The sequence below is a fragment of the Streptomyces sp. NPDC007346 genome, assembly GCF_040703535.1.
Classification (GTDB): domain Bacteria; phylum Actinomycetota; class Actinomycetes; order Streptomycetales; family Streptomycetaceae; genus Streptomyces.
Genome location: NZ_JBEYKR010000126.1, coordinates 1 through 20,208, shown reverse-complemented (window position 1 = coordinate 20,208; position 20,208 = coordinate 1). Strand labels below are relative to the sequence as shown.

21 protein-coding genes are annotated in these 20,208 nt (G+C 72.7%); 7 read left to right on the top strand and 14 right to left on the bottom strand.

Annotation, left to right across the window (positions count from 1 at the left end; translation table 11 throughout):
- From cysC to AB0917_RS26535, 8 genes are all read right to left on the bottom strand, one after another.
- Nucleotides 1-546 (bottom strand): adenylyl-sulfate kinase (gene cysC, locus AB0917_RS26570; RefSeq protein ID WP_366822197.1); only part of this gene is annotated, 546 nt, incomplete at its 3' end.
- Complete coding sequence (locus AB0917_RS26565) at nucleotides 546-1,262, bottom strand: phosphoadenylyl-sulfate reductase (RefSeq protein WP_366822196.1); 717 nt, start codon at nucleotides 1,260-1,262, stop codon at nucleotides 546-548. The genes cysC and AB0917_RS26565, both read right to left, overlap by 1 nt.
- Complete coding sequence (locus AB0917_RS26560; protein WP_366822195.1) at nucleotides 1,259-1,438, bottom strand: hypothetical protein; 180 nt, start codon at nucleotides 1,436-1,438, stop codon at nucleotides 1,259-1,261. The genes AB0917_RS26565 and AB0917_RS26560 overlap by 4 nt, the downstream gene beginning before the upstream one ends.
- Entirely contained in the window at nucleotides 1,435-3,132 is a 1,698-nt protein-coding gene (locus AB0917_RS26555) for a nitrite/sulfite reductase (protein ID WP_366822194.1), read from the bottom strand. The genes AB0917_RS26560 and AB0917_RS26555 overlap by 4 nt, the downstream gene beginning before the upstream one ends.
- Nucleotides 3,133-3,247: 115 nt before the next feature.
- A complete protein-coding gene (locus AB0917_RS26550) occupies nucleotides 3,248-3,331 on the bottom strand; it encodes a putative leader peptide (RefSeq protein WP_316944184.1) in 84 nt (27 codons plus the stop codon).
- A gap of 179 nt (nucleotides 3,332-3,510) precedes the next feature.
- Complete coding sequence (locus tag AB0917_RS26545; RefSeq protein WP_366822193.1) at nucleotides 3,511-4,230, bottom strand: GNAT family N-acetyltransferase; 720 nt, start codon at nucleotides 4,228-4,230, stop codon at nucleotides 3,511-3,513.
- Between the two features lie 61 nt (nucleotides 4,231-4,291).
- Nucleotides 4,292-5,584: a GAF domain-containing protein gene (locus AB0917_RS26540; protein ID WP_366822192.1), complete on the bottom strand. Its 1,293-nt coding sequence runs from the start codon at nucleotides 5,582-5,584 to the stop codon at nucleotides 4,292-4,294.
- 243 nt (nucleotides 5,585-5,827) lie between these two features.
- Nucleotides 5,828-7,465 carry an acyl-CoA dehydrogenase family protein gene (locus tag AB0917_RS26535; RefSeq protein WP_366822191.1) on the bottom strand — a complete coding sequence of 546 codons (1,638 nt, stop codon included), beginning with the start codon at nucleotides 7,463-7,465 and terminating at the stop codon, nucleotides 5,828-5,830.
- 17 nt (nucleotides 7,466-7,482) lie between these two features.
- Between AB0917_RS26535 and AB0917_RS26530 the strand changes: the two genes are divergently transcribed.
- Together AB0917_RS26530 and AB0917_RS26525 are read left to right on the top strand one after the other, a co-directional pair.
- Nucleotides 7,483-8,766: a YhjD/YihY/BrkB family envelope integrity protein gene (locus AB0917_RS26530; protein WP_366822190.1), complete on the top strand. Its 1,284-nt coding sequence runs from the start codon at nucleotides 7,483-7,485 to the stop codon at nucleotides 8,764-8,766.
- Nucleotides 8,767-8,775: 9 nt separating this feature from the next.
- Nucleotides 8,776-9,540, top strand: coding sequence for a helix-turn-helix domain-containing protein (locus AB0917_RS26525; RefSeq protein WP_366822189.1), 765 nt, complete (start codon nucleotides 8,776-8,778; stop codon nucleotides 9,538-9,540).
- Here AB0917_RS26525 and AB0917_RS26520 read toward each other — a convergent pair.
- The 4 genes from AB0917_RS26520 to AB0917_RS26505 all read right to left on the bottom strand — a co-directional run bounded on the left by AB0917_RS26520 (nucleotide 9,474) and on the right by AB0917_RS26505 (nucleotide 13,482).
- Nucleotides 9,474-9,872 carry a VOC family protein gene (locus AB0917_RS26520; RefSeq protein WP_366822188.1) on the bottom strand — a complete coding sequence of 133 codons (399 nt, stop codon included), beginning with the start codon at nucleotides 9,870-9,872 and terminating at the stop codon, nucleotides 9,474-9,476. The two genes, AB0917_RS26525 and AB0917_RS26520, sit on opposite strands and share 67 nt — an antisense overlap.
- 239 nt (nucleotides 9,873-10,111) lie before the next feature.
- A complete protein-coding gene (locus AB0917_RS26515; RefSeq protein WP_366822187.1) occupies nucleotides 10,112-11,659 on the bottom strand; it encodes a 3-hydroxyacyl-CoA dehydrogenase in 1,548 nt (515 codons plus the stop codon).
- 123 nt (nucleotides 11,660-11,782) lie between these two features.
- Nucleotides 11,783-12,568 carry a CoA-transferase gene (locus AB0917_RS26510; RefSeq protein WP_366822186.1) on the bottom strand — a complete coding sequence of 262 codons (786 nt, stop codon included), beginning with the start codon at nucleotides 12,566-12,568 and terminating at the stop codon, nucleotides 11,783-11,785.
- A complete protein-coding gene (locus AB0917_RS26505; protein ID WP_366822198.1) occupies nucleotides 12,565-13,482 on the bottom strand; it encodes a CoA-transferase in 918 nt (305 codons plus the stop codon). The genes AB0917_RS26510 and AB0917_RS26505 overlap by 4 nt, the downstream gene beginning before the upstream one ends.
- A 156-nt stretch (nucleotides 13,483-13,638) precedes the next feature.
- Here AB0917_RS26505 and AB0917_RS26500 point away from each other — a divergent pair, with 156 nt between their 5' ends.
- Both AB0917_RS26500 and AB0917_RS26495 read left to right on the top strand, forming a co-directional pair.
- Nucleotides 13,639-14,544: a LysR family transcriptional regulator gene (locus AB0917_RS26500; protein WP_366822185.1), complete on the top strand. Its 906-nt coding sequence runs from the start codon at nucleotides 13,639-13,641 to the stop codon at nucleotides 14,542-14,544.
- 128 nt (nucleotides 14,545-14,672) lie between these two features.
- Nucleotides 14,673-15,893: an acetyl-CoA C-acetyltransferase gene (locus AB0917_RS26495; protein ID WP_366822184.1), complete on the top strand. Its 1,221-nt coding sequence runs from the start codon at nucleotides 14,673-14,675 to the stop codon at nucleotides 15,891-15,893.
- Here AB0917_RS26495 and AB0917_RS26490 read toward each other — a convergent pair.
- Together AB0917_RS26490 and AB0917_RS26485 are read right to left on the bottom strand one after the other, a co-directional pair.
- Nucleotides 15,890-17,089: an FAD-dependent monooxygenase gene (locus tag AB0917_RS26490; RefSeq protein ID WP_366822183.1), complete on the bottom strand. Its 1,200-nt coding sequence runs from the start codon at nucleotides 17,087-17,089 to the stop codon at nucleotides 15,890-15,892. The genes AB0917_RS26495 and AB0917_RS26490 overlap by 4 nt on opposite strands.
- Nucleotides 17,090-17,211: 122 nt before the next feature.
- Complete coding sequence (locus AB0917_RS26485) at nucleotides 17,212-18,105, bottom strand: chaplin (RefSeq protein WP_366822182.1); 894 nt, start codon at nucleotides 18,103-18,105, stop codon at nucleotides 17,212-17,214.
- Nucleotides 18,106-18,687: 582 nt separating this feature from the next.
- On the opposite strand from AB0917_RS26485, the gene AB0917_RS26480 reads away from it, so the two are divergent.
- The 3 genes from AB0917_RS26480 to AB0917_RS26470 all read left to right on the top strand — a co-directional run bounded on the left by AB0917_RS26480 (nucleotide 18,688) and on the right by AB0917_RS26470 (nucleotide 20,064).
- On the top strand, nucleotides 18,688-19,089 hold the full coding sequence (locus tag AB0917_RS26480; protein ID WP_366822181.1) for a rodlin: 402 nt from the start codon (nucleotides 18,688-18,690) through the stop codon (nucleotides 19,087-19,089).
- 226 nt (nucleotides 19,090-19,315) lie between these two features.
- Nucleotides 19,316-19,522 carry a hypothetical protein gene (locus AB0917_RS26475; RefSeq protein WP_366822180.1) on the top strand — a complete coding sequence of 69 codons (207 nt, stop codon included), beginning with the start codon at nucleotides 19,316-19,318 and terminating at the stop codon, nucleotides 19,520-19,522.
- A gap of 134 nt (nucleotides 19,523-19,656) precedes the next feature.
- A complete protein-coding gene (locus tag AB0917_RS26470) occupies nucleotides 19,657-20,064 on the top strand; it encodes a rodlin (RefSeq protein WP_366822179.1) in 408 nt (135 codons plus the stop codon).
- Nucleotides 20,065-20,208: the final 144 nt, after the last annotated feature.

Genomic DNA, 20,208 nt, shown 5'->3' with positions numbered 1-20,208 from the left:
CAGCGCGTGGAGCGCCGCTGCGGACTCCTGCACGGTCTGCTGGTGCGACTCGATGCGCAGGTCGGGCGATTCGGGCGCCTCGTAGGGGTCGTCGATCCCGGTGAGACCGCTGATCTCACCGGCCGCCTGCTTGGCGTACAGCCCCTTCACATCCCGTACGGAGCACACCTCGACGGGCGTCGCGACGTGCACCTCCAGGTAGGTGGTGGACTCGGCGGCGTGCCGCTTGCGGACCGCCTCGCGGCTGTCGGCGAACGGGGCGATGACGGGGACCAGCACCTTCACGCCGTTGGCGGCGAGCAGTTCGGCGACGAAGCCGATCCGGGCCACGTTGGTGTGCCGGTCCTCGCGGGAGAAGCCGAGCCCCGCCGAGAGGAACTCCCGGATCTCGTCGCCGTCGAGCACCTCCACCTTGTGGCCCTCGGTCCGCAGCCGGCCCGCCAGCTCGTACGCGATGGTGGTCTTGCCCGCGCTCGGCAGACCGGTCAGCCAGATCGTGGCTCCCGTCTCCGTCACGCTCATCGAACTCTCCTGATCAGTCGTCATCAGCCGTGCAGCCCGCATTCGGTCTTGCCGCGTCCGGCCCAGCGGCCGGCCCGAGCGTCCTCGCCCTCCAGCACCCGGCGGGTGCAGGGCGCGCAGCCGACGGAGGCGTAACCGTCCATCAGTAGCGGGTTGGTGAGCACCCCGTGCTCCAGCACGTAGGCGTCCACGTCGTCCTGGCTCCAGCGGGCGATGGGGGAGACCTTCACCTTGCGGCGCTTGGTGTCCCAGCCGATGACCGGGGTGTTCGCCCGGGTCGGGGACTCGTCGCGGCGCAGCCCCGTCGCCCACGCGGTGTACGCGGTCAGGCCGTCCTCCAGCGGCCCCACCTTGCGCAGCGCGCAGCACAGGTCGGGGTCGCGGTCGTGCAGCTTCTCGCCGTGCTCCGCGTCCTGCTCGGCCACCGTCCGCCGCGGGGTGATCGTGATGACGTTGACGTCCATCACCGCGTCCACCGCGTCCCGGGTGCCGATGGTCTCGGGGAAGTGGTAGCCGGTGTCCAGGAAGACCACGTCCACGCCCGGCATGACCCGGGACGCCAGGTGCGCGACCACGGCGTCCTCCATGGAGGAGGTGACGCAGAAGCGGGGCCCGAAGGTGTCGGTGGCCCACGTCAGGATCTCGGTGGCGGAGGCGTCCTCCAGCTCCCGCCCGGCCTGTTCGGCCAGTTCCCGCAGCTGCTGGTCGGTGAGGTCCTGGCCGATCAGAGTGCCCGTCATATCCGGTCTCCTTCACCGTCGTTGCGCTGGACGCCCCGGGCCAGCAGACCCAGGAACTTCAGCTGGAACGCACGGTTGCAGGAGGCGCATTCCCAGGCGCCGTGGCCGGCCTCGTTGGGGCGCAGGTCCTCGTCGCCGCAGTACGGGCAGTGGAACGGGGCGGCTCGCTCGCTCATGACAGCGACTCCGCACTGGCGCGCGCCGCCCAGGTCGCGAAGCGCTCGCCGTCCTCGCGCTCCTCCTGGAAGCGGCCGAGCACCCGCTCGACGTAGTCCGGCAGCTCGGCCGAAGTGACCTTCAGGCCACGGACCTTGCGGCCGAACCCGGCGTCCAGGCCGAGCGCCCCGCCCAGGTGCACCTGGTAGCCCTCGACCTGCTCGCCGTTCTCATCCAGCATCAACTGGCCCTTGAGGCCGATGTCGGCGACCTGGATGCGGGCGCAGGCGTTCGGGCAGCCGTTGATGTTGATGGTGATCGGCTCGTCGAACTCCGGGATGCGGCGCTCCAGTTCGTCGATGAGGGCCGCGCCGCGCGCCTTCGTCTCGACGATCGCCAGCTTGCAGAACTCGATGCCGGTGCAGGCCATCGTGCCGCGCCGGAACGGGGAGGGCGTGACCTTGAGGTCGAGCGCCTCCAGACCGGCGACCAGGGACTCGACCTGCTCCTCGGCCACGTCCAGCACGATCATCTTCTGCTCGGCGGTGGTGCGCACCCGGCCCGAACCGTGTGCCTCGGCCACCTCGGCGATCTTGGTGAGCGTGGCGCCGTCGACCCGGCCCACCCGCGCGGCGAAGCCGACGTAGAAGCGGCCGTCCTTCTGCCGGTGCACCCCGAGGTGGTCGCGCCAGGTCTGGGCGGGCTCCTCGGGCGCGGGGCCGTCGACCAGCTTGCGCTGCAGGTAGTCGTCCTCCAGCACCTGGCGGAACTTCTCCGGGCCCCAGTCCGCGACGAGGAACTTCAGGCGGGCACGGGTGCGCAGCCGCCGGTAGCCGTAGTCGCGGAAGATCCCGATGACCCCGCCGAACACGTCGGGGACCTCGTCCACCGGCACCCAGGCGCCCAGGCGCACCCCGAGCTTGGGGTTGGTGGAGAGGCCGCCGCCGACCCAGAGGTCGAAGCCGGGGCCGTGCTCGGGGTGGTTCACGCCGACGAAGGCGATGTCGTTGATCTCGTGCGCCACGTCCAGGTGCGGGGAGCCGGAGATCGCCGTCTTGAACTTGCGGGGCAGGTTGGAGAAGTCGGGGTTGCCGATGAACCGGCGCTGGATCTCGTCGATGGCGGGCGTGCCGTCGATGATCTCGTTCTCCGCGACGCCCGCGACGGGCGAGCCGAGGATCGTGCGGGGCGTGTCACCGCAGGCCTCGGTGGTGGACAGGCCCACCTCTTCGAGGCGCCGCCAGATCTCCGGCACGTCCTCGATCCGGATCCAGTGGTACTGCACGTTCTGCCGGTCGGTGAGGTCGGCGGTCCCGCGCGCGAACTCCTGGGAGATCTCGCCGATCACCCGCAGCTGCTGGGTGGTCAGCCGGCCGCCGTCGATGCGGACGCGCAGCATGAAGAACTTGTCGTCCAGCTCCTCCGGCTCCAGCACGGCCGTCTTGCCGCCGTCGATGCCGGGCTTGCGCTGGGTGTACAGCCCCCACCAACGCATGCGTCCACGCAGGTCGTTGGGGTCGATGGAGTCGAAACCGCGCTTGGAGTAGATCGTCTCAATACGTGTCCGTACGTTGAGACCGTCGTCGTCCTTCTTGAACTGCTCGTTCCCGTTGAGAGGGGTGTGGTGGCCCACGGCCCACTGGCCCTCGCCACGGTGGCGTCCGGCCTTGCGGCGGGGCGTGGCGGGCGCAGGCTGTTGCGGGGTAGCGGCCATGACAGTACGTCCTTCGGGACTGCAGGAGGGCGGCTCTGAGCGGCACACTCGCGCTGAGGCGCGGCGGTGCGCGGGGCAGTTCAGAGGTAAGAGGGGTGGGCGGGTGCTGGGACTCTCAGCTCGCCGGACAGATGGCGCTGGACATGCGGCAGAGGTCGACGTGGCGTCGACTCACCAAGGCAATTCCAGTTCCAGACATGACGGAAGCGTGTCACGCGGATCTCGGGACAGTCCACCACTATCCGCAATGTGGACGACATGGTCTCACAGAATGAGACGATGTGGTGGCGGTCACATGCTGCGCCGGTGGCCATGCCGGTGGCAACGGGGACAAATCGCCCCAGGGGGGAGCCGGGGTGATGGCCCCGGCTCGGAGATTCAGGAGGTGGTGGGGGTGCCGTACGCTCCCGGCCACGGCCCCGGAGTCGCCACGTCCGGCTCCACCTCGGTCTTCGTGTCGAAGAGCCGGAAACCCCGGCGCAGATAGTTGTCCATCGCGTGCGGGCCGTCCTTCGAGCAGGTGTGCAGCCACACCCGCTGCGTCGCCGGCCGCTCGGGCCACCGCTCCGCCAGGTCCCAGGCGCGCGCCGCCCCGTACGAGAGGAGGTGGCCGCCGATCCGCCGCCCCCGGAAGGCCGCGATCAGCCCGAAGTACAGGATCTCCACCACGCCGTCGTCCTGGGCGTCCAGCTGGATGTACCCGGCCGGCGTCCCGTTCACGTACGCCACCCAGGTCTCCGCCCCGGGCCGCTGGAGCAGCTCCTGCCACTGGTCGTACGTCATCCCCAGCCGGTCGGTCCACCGGATGTCGCCGCCCACCGCCGTGTAGAGGAAGCGGCTGAACTCCGGCAGCGGCACCTCGGACCGCACGATCCGTACGTCACCCTCCGGTACGGCGGCGGGCCGCAGATCGGCGGGGGACGTCTGCTCCAGCGACCAGACGGTCACCTCGCTGGTCGCCGGGGCCACCGGTGCCGCCGGGACTGCTGAGGCCGCCGGTGCCGCCGGGGCCGCATCGGTCACCTGGGTCGTCTCCGTCGCCACGGTCGCCTGGGTCGCGTCGCCGGTCGGTGCGGGGGAGTGCGCGGGGTTGCTCATGGCGGCCAGAAAACCATGCCGCCGCCGGCCGGTGCACAGCGGGCCCGCCCATCGGAGCCGGTCAGGGCGTCCCGGCCCGCTGCCGGGCCCCCACCACCACCGGCGCCTTCGAGTGCGGCAGCAGGTCGGCCGGGTGCTCCGGATGGACCACCTCCACCTCCACCCCCTCCCCGAAGCGGTACGGGCGGTGCGCCAGCACCTCCGCCAGATGGCGCCGGAGCCGGGAGACCTCGGCCCGTACCGTCACCGTCCGGGTCGCGTCCCCGAAGATGTCCTGCGCCAGCTCCGAGGCCGTACGCCCCTCACGGTGCACCGCCAGCGCGTACAGCAGCTCCGCGTGGCGCGGCGAGAGCCGCTGCGTGGAGGTGCCCAGCGGGCCCACCAGATGCACGGCCAGCGCCCGCGGCCGGCTCAGATCGAGCACCGCCCGGCGCGGCGCCCCCTCCGCCGTACTGTCCGACACCTGCACCAGCCAGCCGCCCGGCAGCGGCTCCACCCGGCACATGCCGAGCGAGGGCAGCCACACCCTCCCCGCCACCAGCGACTTCGGCAACGGCAGCCGGTCCACCGGCGGCATCCCCGTCACCGCCGCCAGCCGCCCGTGGGCGTCCACCACCAGCGCCCGGCCCCCCAGCCGGCACAGGATCGGCGCCGCCACCGCGCGCAGCCGCTCGATCGCCACCAGATGGCGGGTGCGGATCTCACCCTCGGCGAGCCGCGCCACCGAGTCCACCAGGGCCAGCGTCGCCGGATGGAAGGTGGAGGCAGGACCGCTGATGTCGACGATCCCCACCAGCCGGCCGTCCCGCGGATCACGGACCGGGGCCGCCGCACAGGTCCAGTTGTGCAGGGCCCGGATGAAGTGCTCGGCCGAGTGGACCTGGATGGGAGCGCGGGCGGCCAGCGCCGTACCGATCGCGTTCGTCCCCGTCGCCGCCTCCGCCCAGGCGGCCCCCTCCTCCAGGCAGATGTCGTGCGCCCGGTGGAGCACCCCGGAATGGCCCTGGCGCCACAGCACCCGGCCCTCGGCGTCGGTGACCACCATGATCTGCTGCGCGGCGTCGGCGATGGAGGCGAGCCCCGCCCGCAGCAGCGGCATCACCTCGCCGAGCGCCGTGCTGTGCCGCCGGTGCTCGATCTCCTCCGCCCGCAGCAGCTCGCTCTCCGGCGACTGACCGGGGTCGATGCCGCTGCGTACGGCCCGGTCCCAGGAGGCGCCGATCTCCGCCCGAGGGGCGGCGGAGGTCCGCTCACCCGCCAGCCGGGCCTCCCTGGCCCGGTGGAGCAGCCGGGCCGCGCGGTCCGCCTCCTGGCCGATCACCCGCACCACCCCGGCAGAACCCGTCTGACTCATGGTCCCCCTTGTTCCCCGCTGTTCCCCCGGAACACCCGGCCCCATCCTGCCGCCCGGGTGCGCCCCGCCGTGCGGCGCACAATCGGTTGCAACCCTTTGCAACTCTGGCGATGTCCCATCAGAACGTACGACAGTGGGAGCGTGTCGCACGCCGGGCCCGTGCCCGGCGCGCGGCGCGGTTCAGGCATGGAGGGTGGTGCCGTGTCGGCGCAGCACCACCCTCCGTCGCTTCCCCGTCGGCGCCTACTCCGCGACCGGCCGGGCCCGCGCCACCACCGAGGCCAGATCCGGACTGTGCGGCAGCGTCCCGAACGCCGAACCCCAGTCCCCGCCCAGCCGCGAGGCGCAGAACGCGTCGGAGACCTCCGGCGGCGCCCAGCGCACCAGCAGCGAACCCTGGAGCACCAGCGCCATCCGCTCCACCAGGCGCCGCGCCCGCGCCTCGATCCCCTCCAGGTCCGCCAGCTCGGTCAGCAGGTCCTTGATGGCCGCGTCCAGCCGGTGATCGGCCCCGCGCGCCTTGCCGACCTCCCGCAGGAACGCCTCCAGCGCCTGCGGCTCCCGCTGGAGCGCCCGCAGCACGTCCAGCGCCTGTACGTTGCCCGAGCCCTCCCAGATCGAGTTGAGCGGCGCCTCACGCAGCAGCCGGGGCATCCCCGACTCCTCCACGTACCCGTTGCCGCCCAGGCACTCCAGCGCCTCGCCCACGACCGGCGTGCACCGCTTGGTCACCCAGTATTTGGCGGCGGGCACCGCGATCCGCAGGAACGCCCGCTCCTCCTCGGTGTCCGTGTCGTACGCGGAGGCCAGCCGCATCGCCAGGACGGTGGCCGCCTCCGACTCCAGCGCCAGGTCGGCCAGGACGTTGCGCATCAGCGGCTTGTCGATCAGCAGCCCGCCGAAGGCGCTGCGGTAGGTGGCGTGGTGGATCGCCTGCGCCACCGCCTGCCGCATCAGCGCCGCCGAACCGAGCACGCAGTCCAGCCGGGTGGCCGCCACCATCTCGATGATGGTGCGCACCCCGCGCCCCTCCTCACCGACCCGGCGGGCCCAGGTCCCGTCGAACTCGACCTCGCCGGAGGCGTTGGACCTGTTGCCCAGCTTGTCCTTCAGCCGCTGGATCGCGAACACGTTGCGCGTGCCGTCGGGCAGGACGCGCGGCACCAGGAAGCACGTCAGCCCGCCCGGCGCCTGCGCCAGCACCAGGAACCCGTCGGACATCGGCGCCGAACAGAACCACTTGTGCCCGGTGAGCAGATACTCACCCTCGCCGGAGACCGGCTCCGCCCGGGTCGTGTTGGACCGCACGTCGGTGCCGCCCTGCTTCTCCGTCATGCCCATCCCGAAGAGCACCCCGGCCTTCTCCCGCGCGGGCGCCAGCCCCTCCTCGTACACGTACGAGGTCAGCCGCGGCTCCCACTCGGCGGCCAGCACCGGGTCGGTCCGCAGCGCGGGCACCGCGGCGTGCGTCATCGAGAGCGGGCAGCCGTGCCCCGCCTCGGCCTGCGTCCAGACCAGGAACCCGGCCGCACGCCGCACATGGCCGGCCGGACGGCCCCAGGCGTCGGTCAGCCCGGCGGCGACCGCGTGCCCCAGGAGCCGGTGCCAGGCCGGATGGAACTCCACTGCGTCGATCCGGTTCCCATACCGGTCATGGGTGCGCAGAACGGGCGGATGCTCGTTCGCCTGCGCACCCCACTCCTGGGCCTGCGCCGAACCCGCGGACCTCCCGAGCGTCCCGAGCTCCTCCCGCGCCTCGGGCAGGACGCCCGGTTCGATGTGCCGTTCGACTGCCTCGGACAGGGCCCGGTCCGCGGCGTAGACGTCATAGCCGACCAGCGGCGGAACCTGATTGGTCACTGTGTGAGTGGTGGCTGCCATGCCGATACGGTAAGGAGGTGCAGGCAGCAAATGAAACACCCGAGCGGCCACCGGGCCGGCTCCACCGGGCCCGAGTCCTCTACCGCAACGTCTCCAAGCGGCGGATGGTATGGCAGTTGCTCAAGGACACCGTCAACTCGTGCATGGAGTACCGGATCCTCGGGCTGGCGGCCGAGGCGGCGTTCTTCACCCTGCTCTCCCTGCCCCCGCTGCTGCTCGGCCTGATCGGGCTGCTCGGTTACGTCGACGAGTGGACGAGCACCACCACGGTCGCCTCCATCGAGCGCAACATCCTCTCGGCGTCGCAGACCGTGCTCTCCGAGCGCGGGGTCAACGACTTCGCCAAACCGCTGCTCGCCGACGTCACCACCGGCGCCCGCCCCGACGTCATCTCCATCGGCTTCGCCATCGCCCTGTGGTCCGGCTCCCGCGCGGTGAACGTCTTCATCGACACCATCACCGTCATGTACGGGCTCGACGGCCACCGCGGCATCGTCAAGACCCGGCTGCTCGCCTTCCTGCTGTACGTCGTCGCCCTGCTGCTGGGCGCGGTGGTGCTGCCGCTGCTCGTCGTCGGCCCCGACCGGGTCGTCGAGTTCGTGCCCTGGGGCACCGAGGTCATCGCCGTCCTCTACTGGCCGCTGGTCATCGTGCTGACGATCGCGTTCCTCACGACGCTCTACCACGTGTCCGTCCCCGTCCGTTCGCCCTGGATCGAGGACGTCCCCGGGGCGCTCGTGGCGCTCGGGATGTGGGTGGTGGGCAGCTTCCTGCTGCGGATCTACCTCACCAGCACGGTCGAGGGACCGACGATCTACGGCTCCCTGGCGGCGCCCATCGCCGTCCTGCTCTGGATCGGTATCTCCGCCTTCGCCGTCCTGGTCGGCGCGGCGGTCAACGCGGCCATCGACCGGGTGTGGCCCTCGCTCGCCACCGCCGCCGCCCGCCAGGCCACCGAACGCGTCCGGGCCGCGCAGGCCGCCGAGTTCGTCGCCCGGACCCGCCCGGCCGTCCGGGGCAACGCGGCCGTCGACGAGGAGGAGGACGACGACCCCGCCTACATGCCCTCGGAGTTCCCCGAGCGCTGGTCCCGCTTCCTGCCGCCCGACGACGTCAAGTCGCGGCTCCAGTCGACCTGGGAGAAGGAATCCAGGGACCCCAAAGGAGCCAGGGACTCCAAAGGAACCAAGGACCCCAAGGACCCCAAGGAGCCGAAGGAGACCAGGCGCCCCAGGGAGAACGGCAGGCCGGGCAAGGAGTCCGGGCAGCCCCGGGACGACTCCGGGCCGACCGGCTCCTAGCGTGGAGACATGCCTCAGGAACCCCGGCGCTACCAGGAGAGGCCCTCCCGGCTGCCCGGCGCCGTCGTTTGGACCTGGGACGCCCCCGACCGCCCGCCGCGGGAGGCCCGCTCCGTGCTGCCCGACGGCTGCATGGACCTGATCTGGACCGGCGGCCGCATCGTCGTCGCCGGGCCGGACACCCACGCCTTCGAGGTGGAGCCGCAGAACCGCGACTCCTGCGCCGCGATCCGGTTCGCCCCCGGCACCGCACCCGTACTCCTCGGCGTACCGGCGTCACTGCTGCGCGACCGGCGGGCCGAGCTCACCGACCTCTGGCCTTCGGCAGCCGTACGCCGGCTCGCCGAGCGGATCGAGCGGGCCCCCGACCCCGCCGAGGCCCTGGAGCGCATCGCCCTGGACCGGATCGCCGACACCGGGCCCCCAGACCCCCGGACGGTCGCCGTCGCCGAGGGGCTGCGCCGGGGCAGGACCGTCGCCGCGACGGCGGCGGAGGCCGGGCTCGGCGCCCGCCAACTCCACCGCCACTCCCTGGCCGTGTTCGGCTACGGCCCCAAGACCCTGGCCCGGATCCTCCGCCTCCAGCGCGCCCTGGAGCTCATCCGCACCGGCCTCCCGTACGCCGAAGCGGCCTGCGCGGCGGGCTGCACCGACCAGGCGCACCTCGCACGCGAGATGCGCGACCTGGCCGGCACCACCCTGGGGGCCTACTTCGCGGCAGCCGGTGCGAACAGCGAGACCCCGCAGCCGTCCGGGTCCAGCACCACCGCGTAACGCTGCCCCCACACCGCGTCCCACGGCTTCAGGTGCCCGGTGTGACCGGCACCCGTCAGCTCCGCGTACAGGGCGTCCACCTCCGCCGGGCTGTCACAGACGAACGCCAGCCCCAGCCGCTCCCCGCCCGCCGGGCGCTCCCAGCTCGGGTCGTACGAGAGGACGACGTCCTCGGTGTCCCACAGCAGCCGCTGCCCGCCCGGCAGGACCACCTCCACATGCGGGGCGGACTCCGCCCCGGCCGGGATGTCGAGGCCGAGCCTGCGGTAGAAGGCGAGCGAGGCGGGCAGGTCCGCCGTGACGATGCTGATCGCGTCGAATCGTGGAGTCATGGAACGACCGTAGAGGCGGCAGGTCCCGACGGTCTTGTACGAATCGGACGCGCGCGCCGGTACGCACCGGACGGGCGCGCACGTCCGGGCACGCCGCTCGGGTGCGCGCCGACCGGGTGCACCGCCCGTGCACGCTGTCCGTGCGCGCCGCCCGTACGCACCGACCGGGCGCACGGCCCGTACGCGCCGACCGTGCCCGCCGACCGGGCACAACGCCCGTACGCGCCGACCGGGCGAACTCACCCCCGGCAGTCGTCCACCGAGGTCCCCGCCTCGGTCAGCGCGAGCCCCAGGTCCGCCCGTTCCGTCACCCAGCGCGTCGGCCGGTGGCGCGGGTCGCCCGTCGCCGCGTGCAGCGCCCGCTGGAGCTTCAGCAGCCGCCGGGCCCCGATCCGCTCGCCCCAGGCCAGCGGCCCGGCCGGATAGCCGAGACCGGTCGTCACCGCCAGGTCGATGTCGGCCGGGGTGGCGAGCGACCGCTCCGCGATCGAGGCGCCGACCGCGACGATCGACGAGACCAGCCGCTGCGCCACCGAGCCCGCCGTGTCCCGCACCACCGTCACGGCGTGCGGCTCATCGGCCGCCGCCCGCGCCAGCACCGCCCGGCCGTCCCGGGCCGCCGCCGGATCGGTGGCGGCCGTCACCGCGAGGACCCGCCGCAGTCCGGCCGCGGGCAGCACCTCCACGCCCAGCGTGCGTTCCGCCGGCAGCCCGCCCGCCCTGATCGCACCGGACACCGTCGTCCCCCACCCCGGCACCAGCACCAGCGCCTCGGCGGACGGCCCCTCGCCCCGCTCGATCCGGACGCCCGCCGCCTCCAGAGCACCGGAGAGGGCCTCCACGTACGACGTCGTCTCCACGGACCCGCTCGCGGCCAGGAACACCGGCCGGTCGCCGTTCCCGGTCACCGCCGCCTCCGGGGCGGGCCCCTCGGCGCCCTCGCCGTACGCGTACCAGCCCTGCCCGGTCTTGCGGCCGTGCAGCCCCGCCACCACCCGGTTCGGGGTGAGGTAGGACGGGCGCAGCCGGTCCTCGTACCGGAAGCCCTGCCAGATCGAGTCGATCACCGCGGCCGTGACGTCGAGCCCGGTGAGGTCCATCAGCTCGAACGGACCCATCCGCAGGCCCAGCACGTCCCGCGCGATCCGGTCGATGTCGGCCGGCCCCGCCACCGACTCCTCCAGCAGCGCGAGCGCCTCCGTCACCAGCCCCCGTCCCGCGTGGTTGACGAGGAAGCCGGGGGTGTCGGCGACGGTCACCGCCCGGTGCCCGCACCCCTCCACCAGCTCTGCCAGCGCGGCCGGGATCTCCGGGCGGGTCGCCGCACCCGGCACCACCTCCACGATCCGCATCAGCGGCACCGGGTTGAAGAAGTGCAGCCCGGCCAGGCGCGAGGGGTCCTGGAGGGTCGCCGCGATCCGGGTCACCGACAGGGAGGAGGTGTTGGTCGCGAAGACGGCGGAGGCGGGCAGCGCCTGCTCCAGCCGGCCGAACACCTCGGCCTTGGTCTCCAGGTCCTCCCGTACGGCCTCGATGACCAGCTCCACCTCCGGCCCGGCCGCCCACGGGTCGGCCAGCGGCACCAGCCGCGCCACGGAGGCGTCGCGGTCGGCGGCGGACATCCGGCCCTTGACCACCGCCCTGTCCAGCATCGAGGCCACGAAGCCGACGGCGTCCTTCACCGCTTCGGCCCGTACGTCGCCCAGCTCCACGGTGTGCCCCGCGCTCGCCGCCCACTGGGCGATGCCGCGGCCCATGGCCCCGGCTCCGACGATCCTGATAAGCATGGCGGTTGGGGCCCTTTCGACGGAGGGGAAAACGGAGGGACAGCAGAAGGAAGGCGAAGAGGGAAGCGGAGAGGGAAACGGAGAGGGAAACGGGAACGGGAACGGGCTGGGAACAGTCCCGGGTCAGCGGAGGTAGACCCGGCGCGGGTCGACATCGTCGCGCAGGAGCCGCAGCTCCGCATCCGTGGGCCCGTCCACCGTCGCGACCGTGCCGGCCACCTTCAGCTCCCAGCCGGTCGCGGCCCTGACCTGCTCGACGGTGACCCCGGGGTGCACGGCGACCAGCCTCAGCTCGTCCCCGACACCGTCGCGGGCGAGGATGCCCAGCTCGGTGATGACCCGGGTGACGCCGGTGCCCAGCGGGCGGATGCCGTCCGCGAGCGCCCGGTCCGGGCCGGGTGTGGTGCAGAAGTCGAGCACGGCGGCGAAGGAGCGGGGCGTGTGGCGGCGCATCACGACGAACACCTCCCGGGCGTTGGCCATCACCTCGACCGCGCCCCCGGAGCCCGGCAGCCGCACCGACGGGCTCTCCCACTCCCCGATCACCGAGGTGTTGAGGTTGCCCCACCGGTCGATCTGCGCGGCCCCCAGGAAGCCGACGTCGATGTGGCCGCCCTGGAGCACGCAGCCGAACAGCGCGGGCATCGACAGCACCGCCTCGGCCCCCGTGATCAGGACCGCGTCCGCGATGGTCTCCGGGAGGTGGGAGGGGTGCGCGCCGCAGACCCCGGACTCGTACACCACCTCGATCCCCGGCGCCACGGTCAGCCGCGCCAGCTCGACGGCGAGCGTCGGCAGCCCGATCCCCGCGAACACGGTCCGCCGGCCCGCCAGTTCACGCGCGGCGACGACGGAGAGCCGCTCGGCCGAGGTGACGGACCGCACGGCCGTCGCACGCTCCTCGCTCACAGCCGCCTCCCGTAGTTCACCGGCTCGCTCAGCGCCTCGCCGACCGCGAGGCCGGCCCAGAACTCCTCGCCCAGCTTCGCCACGTACTCCGCGTGGTCGGCGGTCCCGTACACCCACTGCGCCAGCCACTCCCGCAGCCGCGCCGGGTCCTTGCTGATCGCGGACCAGGCCCGGTAGAAGGCGTTGTCCCGGTCGTAGTAGCCCTGCGCGAACGAGGGGTGCGCCCCGCGCGGGCAGAGCACCACCGCGTCGACCGCGTGGGCCGGGACGAGGGTGCGGTTCGGGTCCGCGCGGACGACCTCGTCCGCCACCAGCTCCTCCACCACCACGACCGCCTTCTCCGCCGCGTACACCGCCTCGGCCTGGACGCCGGTCAGCCCCCAGATCTGGGTGTTGCCCCGGCGGTCGGCGCGCTGGGCGTGGATGATCGTCACGTCCGGGTTGACGGGCGGCACGACGTAGATCTGCTCGGTGGTCCCGTCGGCGGCCGGGTAGGGCGAAGTGACCTTACGCATCCCGGGGTTGACCTTCGGCAGGTCGCTGCCCGCGTACGAGCGCAGCGGGTGGAACGGCAGCCGCTGCGCACCGGCGAGGTAGCGGCAGACCATCCCGTAGTGGCTGTACTCCTCGAACGCCAGCGGCTCGGGATCGGCGTGCTCGACACGCCGCCGCAGCTCACCGAGCGAACCGGCGGAGGAGTTGCCCACGAAGGAGGAGACCAGCCGCGTCACGCACCCGGCGGCCAGCATCTGGTCCACCACGATGTCCGCCGTCATCCGGACGACCGTGAGATCCCGGCGGCCCTGCCGGATGATCTCGTGCCCGGCGGCGGTCGGGACGAGATGGGTGAACCCTTCGAGGCTCACGGTGTCCCCGTCATGGACGAAGGCGGCGACGGCCTCCCTCATCGACATGACCTTGCCGGCCGCCGCGGCCGCCCCGGCCTTCCGGTCCACGCTGCCCCTAGTCGTCGAAGTGCCGTCGGTATGTGGTGGTCCCACGGTGTCAGCGCCCATTGATGGCTGTCCAATACCGAATTAAGGTCGGATCGAGACGCCAGGAGTATGGATATGGAACTACGCCACCTCGACGCGTTCCTCGCCGTGGCCGAGGAACTGCACTTCGGCCGGGCCGCCAAGCGGCTCCAGATGGCCCAGCCACCGTTGAGCCAGCGGATCCGCCAGCTGGAGAGGGAGCTAGGCGTCCAGCTCTTCCACCGCAACACCCGCTCGGTCCGGCTCACCAGCGCGGGGGAGTCCTTCCTCGAACCCGTACGGAGCGTCCTGGACGACCTGGACACCGCCGTCCGGGCCGCCAGATCGGCGGGGAGGGGCGAGTACGGCCGGGTCACCATCGGCTTCGCCGGGGCCTCCAGTCACGAGACGCTGCCCCGGCTCACCCGGGCCGTGCGCGCCGCCCACCCCGGGCTCGAACTCGTCATGACCGGCCAGACGTACGCCAACACCGCCCTGGCCCGGGTCGCCGACGGCTCGCTCGACCTCGGCTTCGTCCGGCTGCCGGTGACCCGGCCCGGCGTCGCCCACCGGGTGATCGACGAGGAGGAGCTGGTCTGCGCCCTGCCCTTCGACCACCCGCTCGCCCGCCGCGAGGCCGTACCCCTCGCCGTACTCGCCGGCGAACCGTTCGTCTCCTTCCCCGCCAACTCCGGCTCCACCGTCCGCGACGCCATGACCGAGGCCTGCGAGAGCGCCGGATTCACCCCGCGCGTCGTCCAGGAGGCCCCCGACTCGTACACGATCCTCGCCCTGGTCGCCGCCGGGGTCGGCGTCACCCTCACGGTCACCTCCGTCCAGCACATCCAGCAGAACGGCCTGGTCTACCGCCCCGTCGCCGGGCCCCCCATCCGCCTCCGGGCGGCCCTGGCCTGGCGGGCCGACAACCCCTCCGCCGCCCTGCGCGCGGTGCTCGCCGTGGCGCAGGAGGCGCTGCCGACCCCCGTGCGTGACCGCTACTGAGACCGGCGGCCTCTCAACCCGGCGCGCATTCGATATTGGACCGACTCGGTGACCGGATGCGAAGGTCGAGTCGGATGCGAAGGCCACGCCGCCCCCCGCACCTCGCCCGCCCCAGGAAAGGCCCCGCCGTGCCGCTCGAAGTCGTCATCTGCGAACCGCTGCGCACCCCCATCGGCCGCTTCGGCGGAGCGTTCGCGCAGCAGACACCGGCCTCGCTCGCCGCGCACGTCATCGCCGAGGTCGTCGCCCGCACGGGCATCGACCCCGACCGGGTCGACGAGGTGATCCTCGGCCACGCCTACCCGACCAGCGAGGCCCCCGCCATCGGCCGGGTCGCCGCCCTGGACGCCGGGCTCCCCACCACCGTCACCGGCACCCAGATCGACCGCCGCTGCGGTTCGGGGCTCCAGGCGGTGCTGGACGCGGCCATGCAGATCAGGACCGGCTTCAGCGACGTGGTGATCGCGGGCGGCGTCGACGTCATGAGCGCCGCGCCCTACTACACCCACGACGGACGCTGGGGCATCAAGGGCCCCGGCCTCCAGCTCCACGACTCCCTCGCCCGGGGCCGGATCACCGCCGGAGGCGTCCGCCACCCGGTCCCCGGCGGCATGATCGAGACCGCCGAGAACCTGCGCCGGGAGTACGGGATCAGCCGCGCCGACCAGGACGCCCTGGCCCTGCGCTCGCAGCAGCGGGCGGCCCGCGCCACCGCCGAGGGGCGGTACGCGGCGGAGACCGTCCCCGTCACCGTACGCACCCGCAAGGGCGAGTCCACCGTCACCGCCGACGAACACCCTCGCCCCGACACCACCGCGGAGCAACTCGCCGCCCTCCGCCCGGTGATGGCGAAGTCCGACCCGGAGGCCACCGTCACGGCCGGCAACGCCAGCGGCCAGAACGACGCGGCCGCCGCCTGCCTGGTCACCAGCGCCGAAACCGCCGAACGCCTCGGCCTCACCCCGCTCGTCCGCCTCGTCTCCTGCGCCCGCGCCGGAGTCCCCGCCGCCACCATGGGCATCGCCCCCGTCGCCGCCACCCGCACGGCACTGGACCGGGCCCAGCTCACCCTCGCCGACCTCGACCTGATCGAGCTGAACGAGGCGTTCGCCGCCCAGGTCCTGGCCTGCACACGGGAGTTGGGCCTCGGCGAGACCGACCACGAACAGCGCGTCAACGTCAACGGGTCGGGCATCTCGCTCGGCCACCCGGTCGGCGCCACCGGCGCCCGCATCCTCGCCACGCTCACCCGCGAACTCGTCCGCCGGGAGGGCCGCCTGGGCCTGGAGACGATGTGCATCGGCGGCGGCCAGGCACTCGCCGCCGTCTTCGAACGCGTCACGCCCTAATCGGCCCTGGCCTCCTGCGCGTACAGGTAGTGCCGAGTCCCCGCGAGCACCCCGCGGAACCAGGCGTCCACCTCGTCCTGTCCCATGGCCGCCCAGTCGGGGGTCTCCTCCACCTGGGCGCGGCCCATGCGGCGCCCCAGCTCCACCAGGCGGGCGCCCGCCGCCGTACGTTCGTCCGCGTACCGCTCCAGCGCCGCGGCCACCGTCGGCCCCTCGAGCAGCACCCGCTCCAGGCAGAGCGCGTCCTGCAACGCCTTGACCGCGCCGCTCGCCGTGTGCGGCCTGCTCACCCCGGCCGCGTCCCCCGCGAGCAGCAGCGGCGCCCTGGCGGCCCGCGGGACCTGGACGTCGGCGACCGGATGGCAGGCCGTCGTCCGGTGCGTGCCGTGGGCGACGATCTGCGCCCACGCCGCCGGGAAGTGCTCCTGGGCCAACTCGCGTACGTACGGCCCCGGATCGGCCGCCCGGGTGGCGGGCGGCCTGCCGTAGACGGCGTACGCGAGCAGCCGGTCGTCCGGCCCGGCGGGTGCGCCGTCCCGCGGTGCGCCCGGGATCAGATAGAAGATGCCGTGCCCGCCCGGGAACCCCAGCGTCACCCACGCACCGCGCAGCAGCTCCAGCTCCCGGGGGTGTTCCGCCAGCGCGCTCAGCGGGATCGCCCCGCGCCAGACCGGATAGCCGGCCGGCTCCGGAAGCAGCCCCGGGGCGAGCAACTGCCGGGTGCGCGAGGCGTGTCCGTCGGCCCCCACCACGACGTCGTACCGCTCCTCGCCCCGCGCGGTGGTGATCACCGCCCGCCCGTCACGGTCCTCGCCGACCGAGGTGACGGGCTGCCCCCGCAGATAGCGCACCGCACCCGCGCTCGCGCGCAACGACCGCCACAGAAGGCCCCAGTTGCACGGGGTCACGGGGGAGGTCTGGCGGGCCAGCTCCCGTGTCGAGCGCCCGCCCGGCTCCCGGGTCAGCCAGACCCGCGTCGCCACCGGTGCGGTCTCCATCCCCGCCTCCAGATAGCCGCGGCCGACCAGCTCCCGGTGGAGCGGCGGCGGCATCACGATGCCGAAGCCCCGGTCCTGGAGCTCGGCGCCACTGCGCTCGTAGACGGTGACCTCCGCCCCTGCCCGGGTGCCCGCGACGGCCGCCGCGCACCCGGCGATGCTGCCGCCGATCACCCCGATACGTAACGCCGCTGCCACGTTCCGACCCCTCTCCGGCCTGTCCGTTCCTCGAAGTCTCGCGCCCGTTCGGGGCGTGCGAAAGGTCCGGCCGGACAGTCCCCGCTGTCCGGCCGGACCTCGTTCCCGTGGCGGGCGGGCCGTCAGTCCCGCGCGTCGCGGGTGCGGCGCGTCAGCGCCGCTCCGCCGAGCAGCAGCGCGGCGCTGGCGCCTGCCGCCAGGCCGAGACCGGCCGCACCGGTGTCGGCCAGGCCGTCGGTGTCGGAGCCGGGCGTGTTCGACCCGGGGGTGTCCGAACCAGGGGTGTCGGTCGGCGGCTCCTCGGCCGGGGGCTCGTCGACCGGCGGCTGGTCCACGGGCGGCTCTTCGGCCGGGGGCTCCTCCGTGGGCGGCTGGTCGACCGGGGGCTCCTCGGTGGGCGGCTCCTCGGTCGGGGGCTGGTCGACCGGCGGCTCCTCGGTCGGCGGCTCCTCCGTGGGCGGCTCTTCGGCCGGGGGCTCCTCCGTGGGCGGCTCCTCGACCGGGGGCTCCTCGGTCGGCGGCTCGGTGGGCGGGTAGTCCTTCCCCGGGCCGCTCACGTTCGCGCACTGGTTGCCGAAGGCCGGGTTGAGCGCACCGACGATGTTCACGGTGTTGCCGCACACGTTCAACGGCACGTGGACGGGGGCCTGGACGAGGTTGCCGGAAAGGACGCCGGGAGAGTCGGCCGCCACGCCCTCGGCGCTGGAACCGCCCGTGCCGTTCCCACCGTTGCCGCCGTTGCCGTATCCGTAATCGTCGTCGTGGCCGCTGGAGCTCACGTTCGCGCAGGCGTTGCCGAACGTGGGGTTCAACAGGGCGATCACATTGACGGTGTTGCCGCACGCGTTGACCGGGATGTGCACGGGCACCTGCACGGCATTGCCCGAACCGACCCCCGGGGAACCGACGGCAGCGCCCTCGGCCGACGCATCGGCGTACGCGGAGCCGCCGGCCGCGGCCAGGAGGCCCGACGCGGCCGCCATGACGATCATGCTTCTGTTCAAGGCCTGTCGCATTACTTGCCCTTCCTAGGACATTCGCGAGGACATACGCGTGGGTGCTTCGCGCGCGGAGCCGTCGGGTGGTGCCGCTGCTGTGGCGGCCCCCCGGATTCCCACGGGAAGCCATGGTGAAAGTCGTTACACATGCGCGCTGGACGACTGCCATAACGATCTGAAGGCCTGCGGGAAACTCGGATGGGCGTGGAAATTATGTAATCACCCGAACGGATGATTCGGGTGAACCGTGCCCTGACCCGGCCTCCGTTGGAGGGAAACGATTCGGCCCCAACTTTCGCTTCCATGCGATGCGTTGACCTTCAGGGGCGCGATACGGCGGTGGGTGCGTCGCGTGAGGGCGGTCCGTGTATGTCGACCCGTTCGGGCGGACGCCTCGGACGCCGCGTCCGCAATTCCTTCACGAACAGATGGCCGTGCCGACGGAGACGGTGTTAAAGGCGCGCGCAGGCGCGTTCCGTCGCACTCCCGCCCAGTGCGCCCCCGTGCCCGGCATTCGGGTGAATGGACGTCACCAAACGCCCGCCGCCGAGTTGGTCAGGGCGCTCCGCTACGGGGTGACCAGTACGAGAAGGGTTAATCGTGATCAAGAAGGTTCTGGCTACGGGCGCTGTCGCCGCCTCCATCCTCGGGCTCGGCTCGACGCAGGCCATGGCGATCACCAACGACGGAGGCACGACCACGGTCAACGGCAACGGCGCCTCGCAGTCGTACGGCAACTCCGAGACCCACGGTGACTGGAGCCCGCAGTTCGCGCTCATCCAGGGCTCGCTGAACAAGCCCTGCATCGCCCTGCCGGCCAAGGCCAACCTCGGTTCGCTCGTCGGCCTCGTGCCGATCTCGGTCCAGGACATCAACGTCCTGTCCTCGCCGCAGAACCAGCAGTGCACCGAGAACTCCACCCAGTCGAAGGGTGACGAGGCTCTGTCGCACCTGCTGAACGACATCCCGATCCTCTCCGGCAACGGCACCGGCAACAACTGAGACCGGGTAGCCCCGGTCCGCACCGCGTGACCCGCGTGGGGCCGGCCCACCGTGCGGCGACCGTTCTTCGCCGCCCGGACGGGCCGGCCCTTCGGCGTGTTCCGGGGACGCCCGGCCGACGCCTCCCGGTCGGTGCCCCGGTTGGGGCACCCGGTTGGGGCACCCGGTTGGGCCGGATGCCGTAGCCCCGGCTGACGATCCGCGCCGGGCCGGGTAGGGCCTCTGCATGGATCCGTACGACAGTCAGACCTCGCCGCTCGGAGAGCCGTGGCCCGCACCGGGCGGCACACCGATCTACGACCGGCTCGTCGCCGAGTGGCGGGCGGCCGGACACGACCACCCGCTCTCCGAACCGCCTCAGGAGCCCGCCCCCCGCCGCGGCGGCGGTTTCGTACCGGCGGCACGTACGTCGGGCGAGGCTCCCGGTGGCTGAGGCCCCGGAAAATGGGGGAGCGGCGTCGACCTTGTGCCCGAACGAACCCATTTGAGTGGTACTGCGCAACCGATCAGGCCCGGCGGCAGTTGATCAGTACGTTCCACAACGGGACGCTCCGAAAGGTGAAGTTGATGAAGAAGATGATGGCCGGCGCCGCAGTGGCCGTGTCCCTGCTCGGTCTGTCCGCAGTCGCGGCTCCCACGGCCATGGCGATCGGCAACGACGGTGGCACCACCACCGTCAACGGCAACGGTGCCGAGTCGGAGATCGGCAACGCCGAGACCGAGGGCAACTGGAGCCCGCAGAACCAGCTTGTCCAGGGCACCCTGAACAAGCTCTGCGTCGGCCTGCCCGCCAAGGTCAACGTCGGTTCGCTCATCGGCCTCGTGCCGATCACGGTCCAGGACGTCAACGTCCTGTCCAACCCGCAGAACCAGCAGTGCACCGACAACTCCTCCCAGGCCAAGGGCGACGAGCCGCTGTCGCACATCCTGGACGACATCCCGGTTCTCTCGGGCAACGGCGTCGGCAACAACTGACGCACCACAGCCTGACGTTTCGAGCGCGGGCGGTCCGGAAGTCACTCTCCGGGCCGCCCGCCCTTGTTGTCGCGGCACCCTTGTCGTCGCGACACCGTGCCCGCCGCTCCACCACGGCATGGCGATGCCCACCACTCCACGGGG

Excerpts from the sequence above, each read along its gene's own strand:
- AB0917_RS26565 (WP_366822196.1), bottom strand. The coding sequence starts at position 1,262 with ATGACGGGCACTCTGATCGGCCAGGACCTCACCGACCAGCAGCTGCGG.
- AB0917_RS26560 (WP_366822195.1), bottom strand. The coding sequence starts at position 1,438 with ATGAGCGAGCGAGCCGCCCCGTTCCACTGCCCGTACTGCGGCGACGAG.
- AB0917_RS26555 (WP_366822194.1), bottom strand. The coding sequence starts at position 3,132 with ATGGCCGCTACCCCGCAACAGCCTGCGCCCGCCACGCCCCGCCGCAAG.
- AB0917_RS26550 (WP_316944184.1), bottom strand. The coding sequence starts at position 3,331 with ATGTCTGGAACTGGAATTGCCTTGGTGAGTCGACGCCACGTCGACCTC.
- AB0917_RS26545 (WP_366822193.1), bottom strand. The coding sequence starts at position 4,230 with ATGAGCAACCCCGCGCACTCCCCCGCACCGACCGGCGACGCGACCCAG.
- AB0917_RS26540 (WP_366822192.1), bottom strand. The coding sequence starts at position 5,584 with ATGAGTCAGACGGGTTCTGCCGGGGTGGTGCGGGTGATCGGCCAGGAG.
- AB0917_RS26535 (WP_366822191.1), bottom strand. The coding sequence starts at position 7,465 with ATGGCAGCCACCACTCACACAGTGACCAATCAGGTTCCGCCGCTGGTC.
- AB0917_RS26525 (WP_366822189.1), top strand. The coding sequence starts at position 8,776 with ATGCCTCAGGAACCCCGGCGCTACCAGGAGAGGCCCTCCCGGCTGCCC.
- AB0917_RS26520 (WP_366822188.1), bottom strand. The coding sequence starts at position 9,872 with ATGACTCCACGATTCGACGCGATCAGCATCGTCACGGCGGACCTGCCC.
- AB0917_RS26515 (WP_366822187.1), bottom strand. The coding sequence starts at position 11,659 with ATGCTTATCAGGATCGTCGGAGCCGGGGCCATGGGCCGCGGCATCGCC.
- AB0917_RS26505 (WP_366822198.1), bottom strand. The coding sequence starts at position 13,482 with ATGTCGATGAGGGAGGCCGTCGCCGCCTTCGTCCATGACGGGGACACC.
- AB0917_RS26500 (WP_366822185.1), top strand. The coding sequence starts at position 13,639 with ATGGAACTACGCCACCTCGACGCGTTCCTCGCCGTGGCCGAGGAACTG.
- AB0917_RS26485 (WP_366822182.1), bottom strand. The coding sequence starts at position 18,105 with ATGCGACAGGCCTTGAACAGAAGCATGATCGTCATGGCGGCCGCGTCG.
- AB0917_RS26475 (WP_366822180.1), top strand. The coding sequence starts at position 19,316 with ATGGATCCGTACGACAGTCAGACCTCGCCGCTCGGAGAGCCGTGGCCC.
- AB0917_RS26470 (WP_366822179.1), top strand. The coding sequence starts at position 19,657 with ATGAAGAAGATGATGGCCGGCGCCGCAGTGGCCGTGTCCCTGCTCGGT.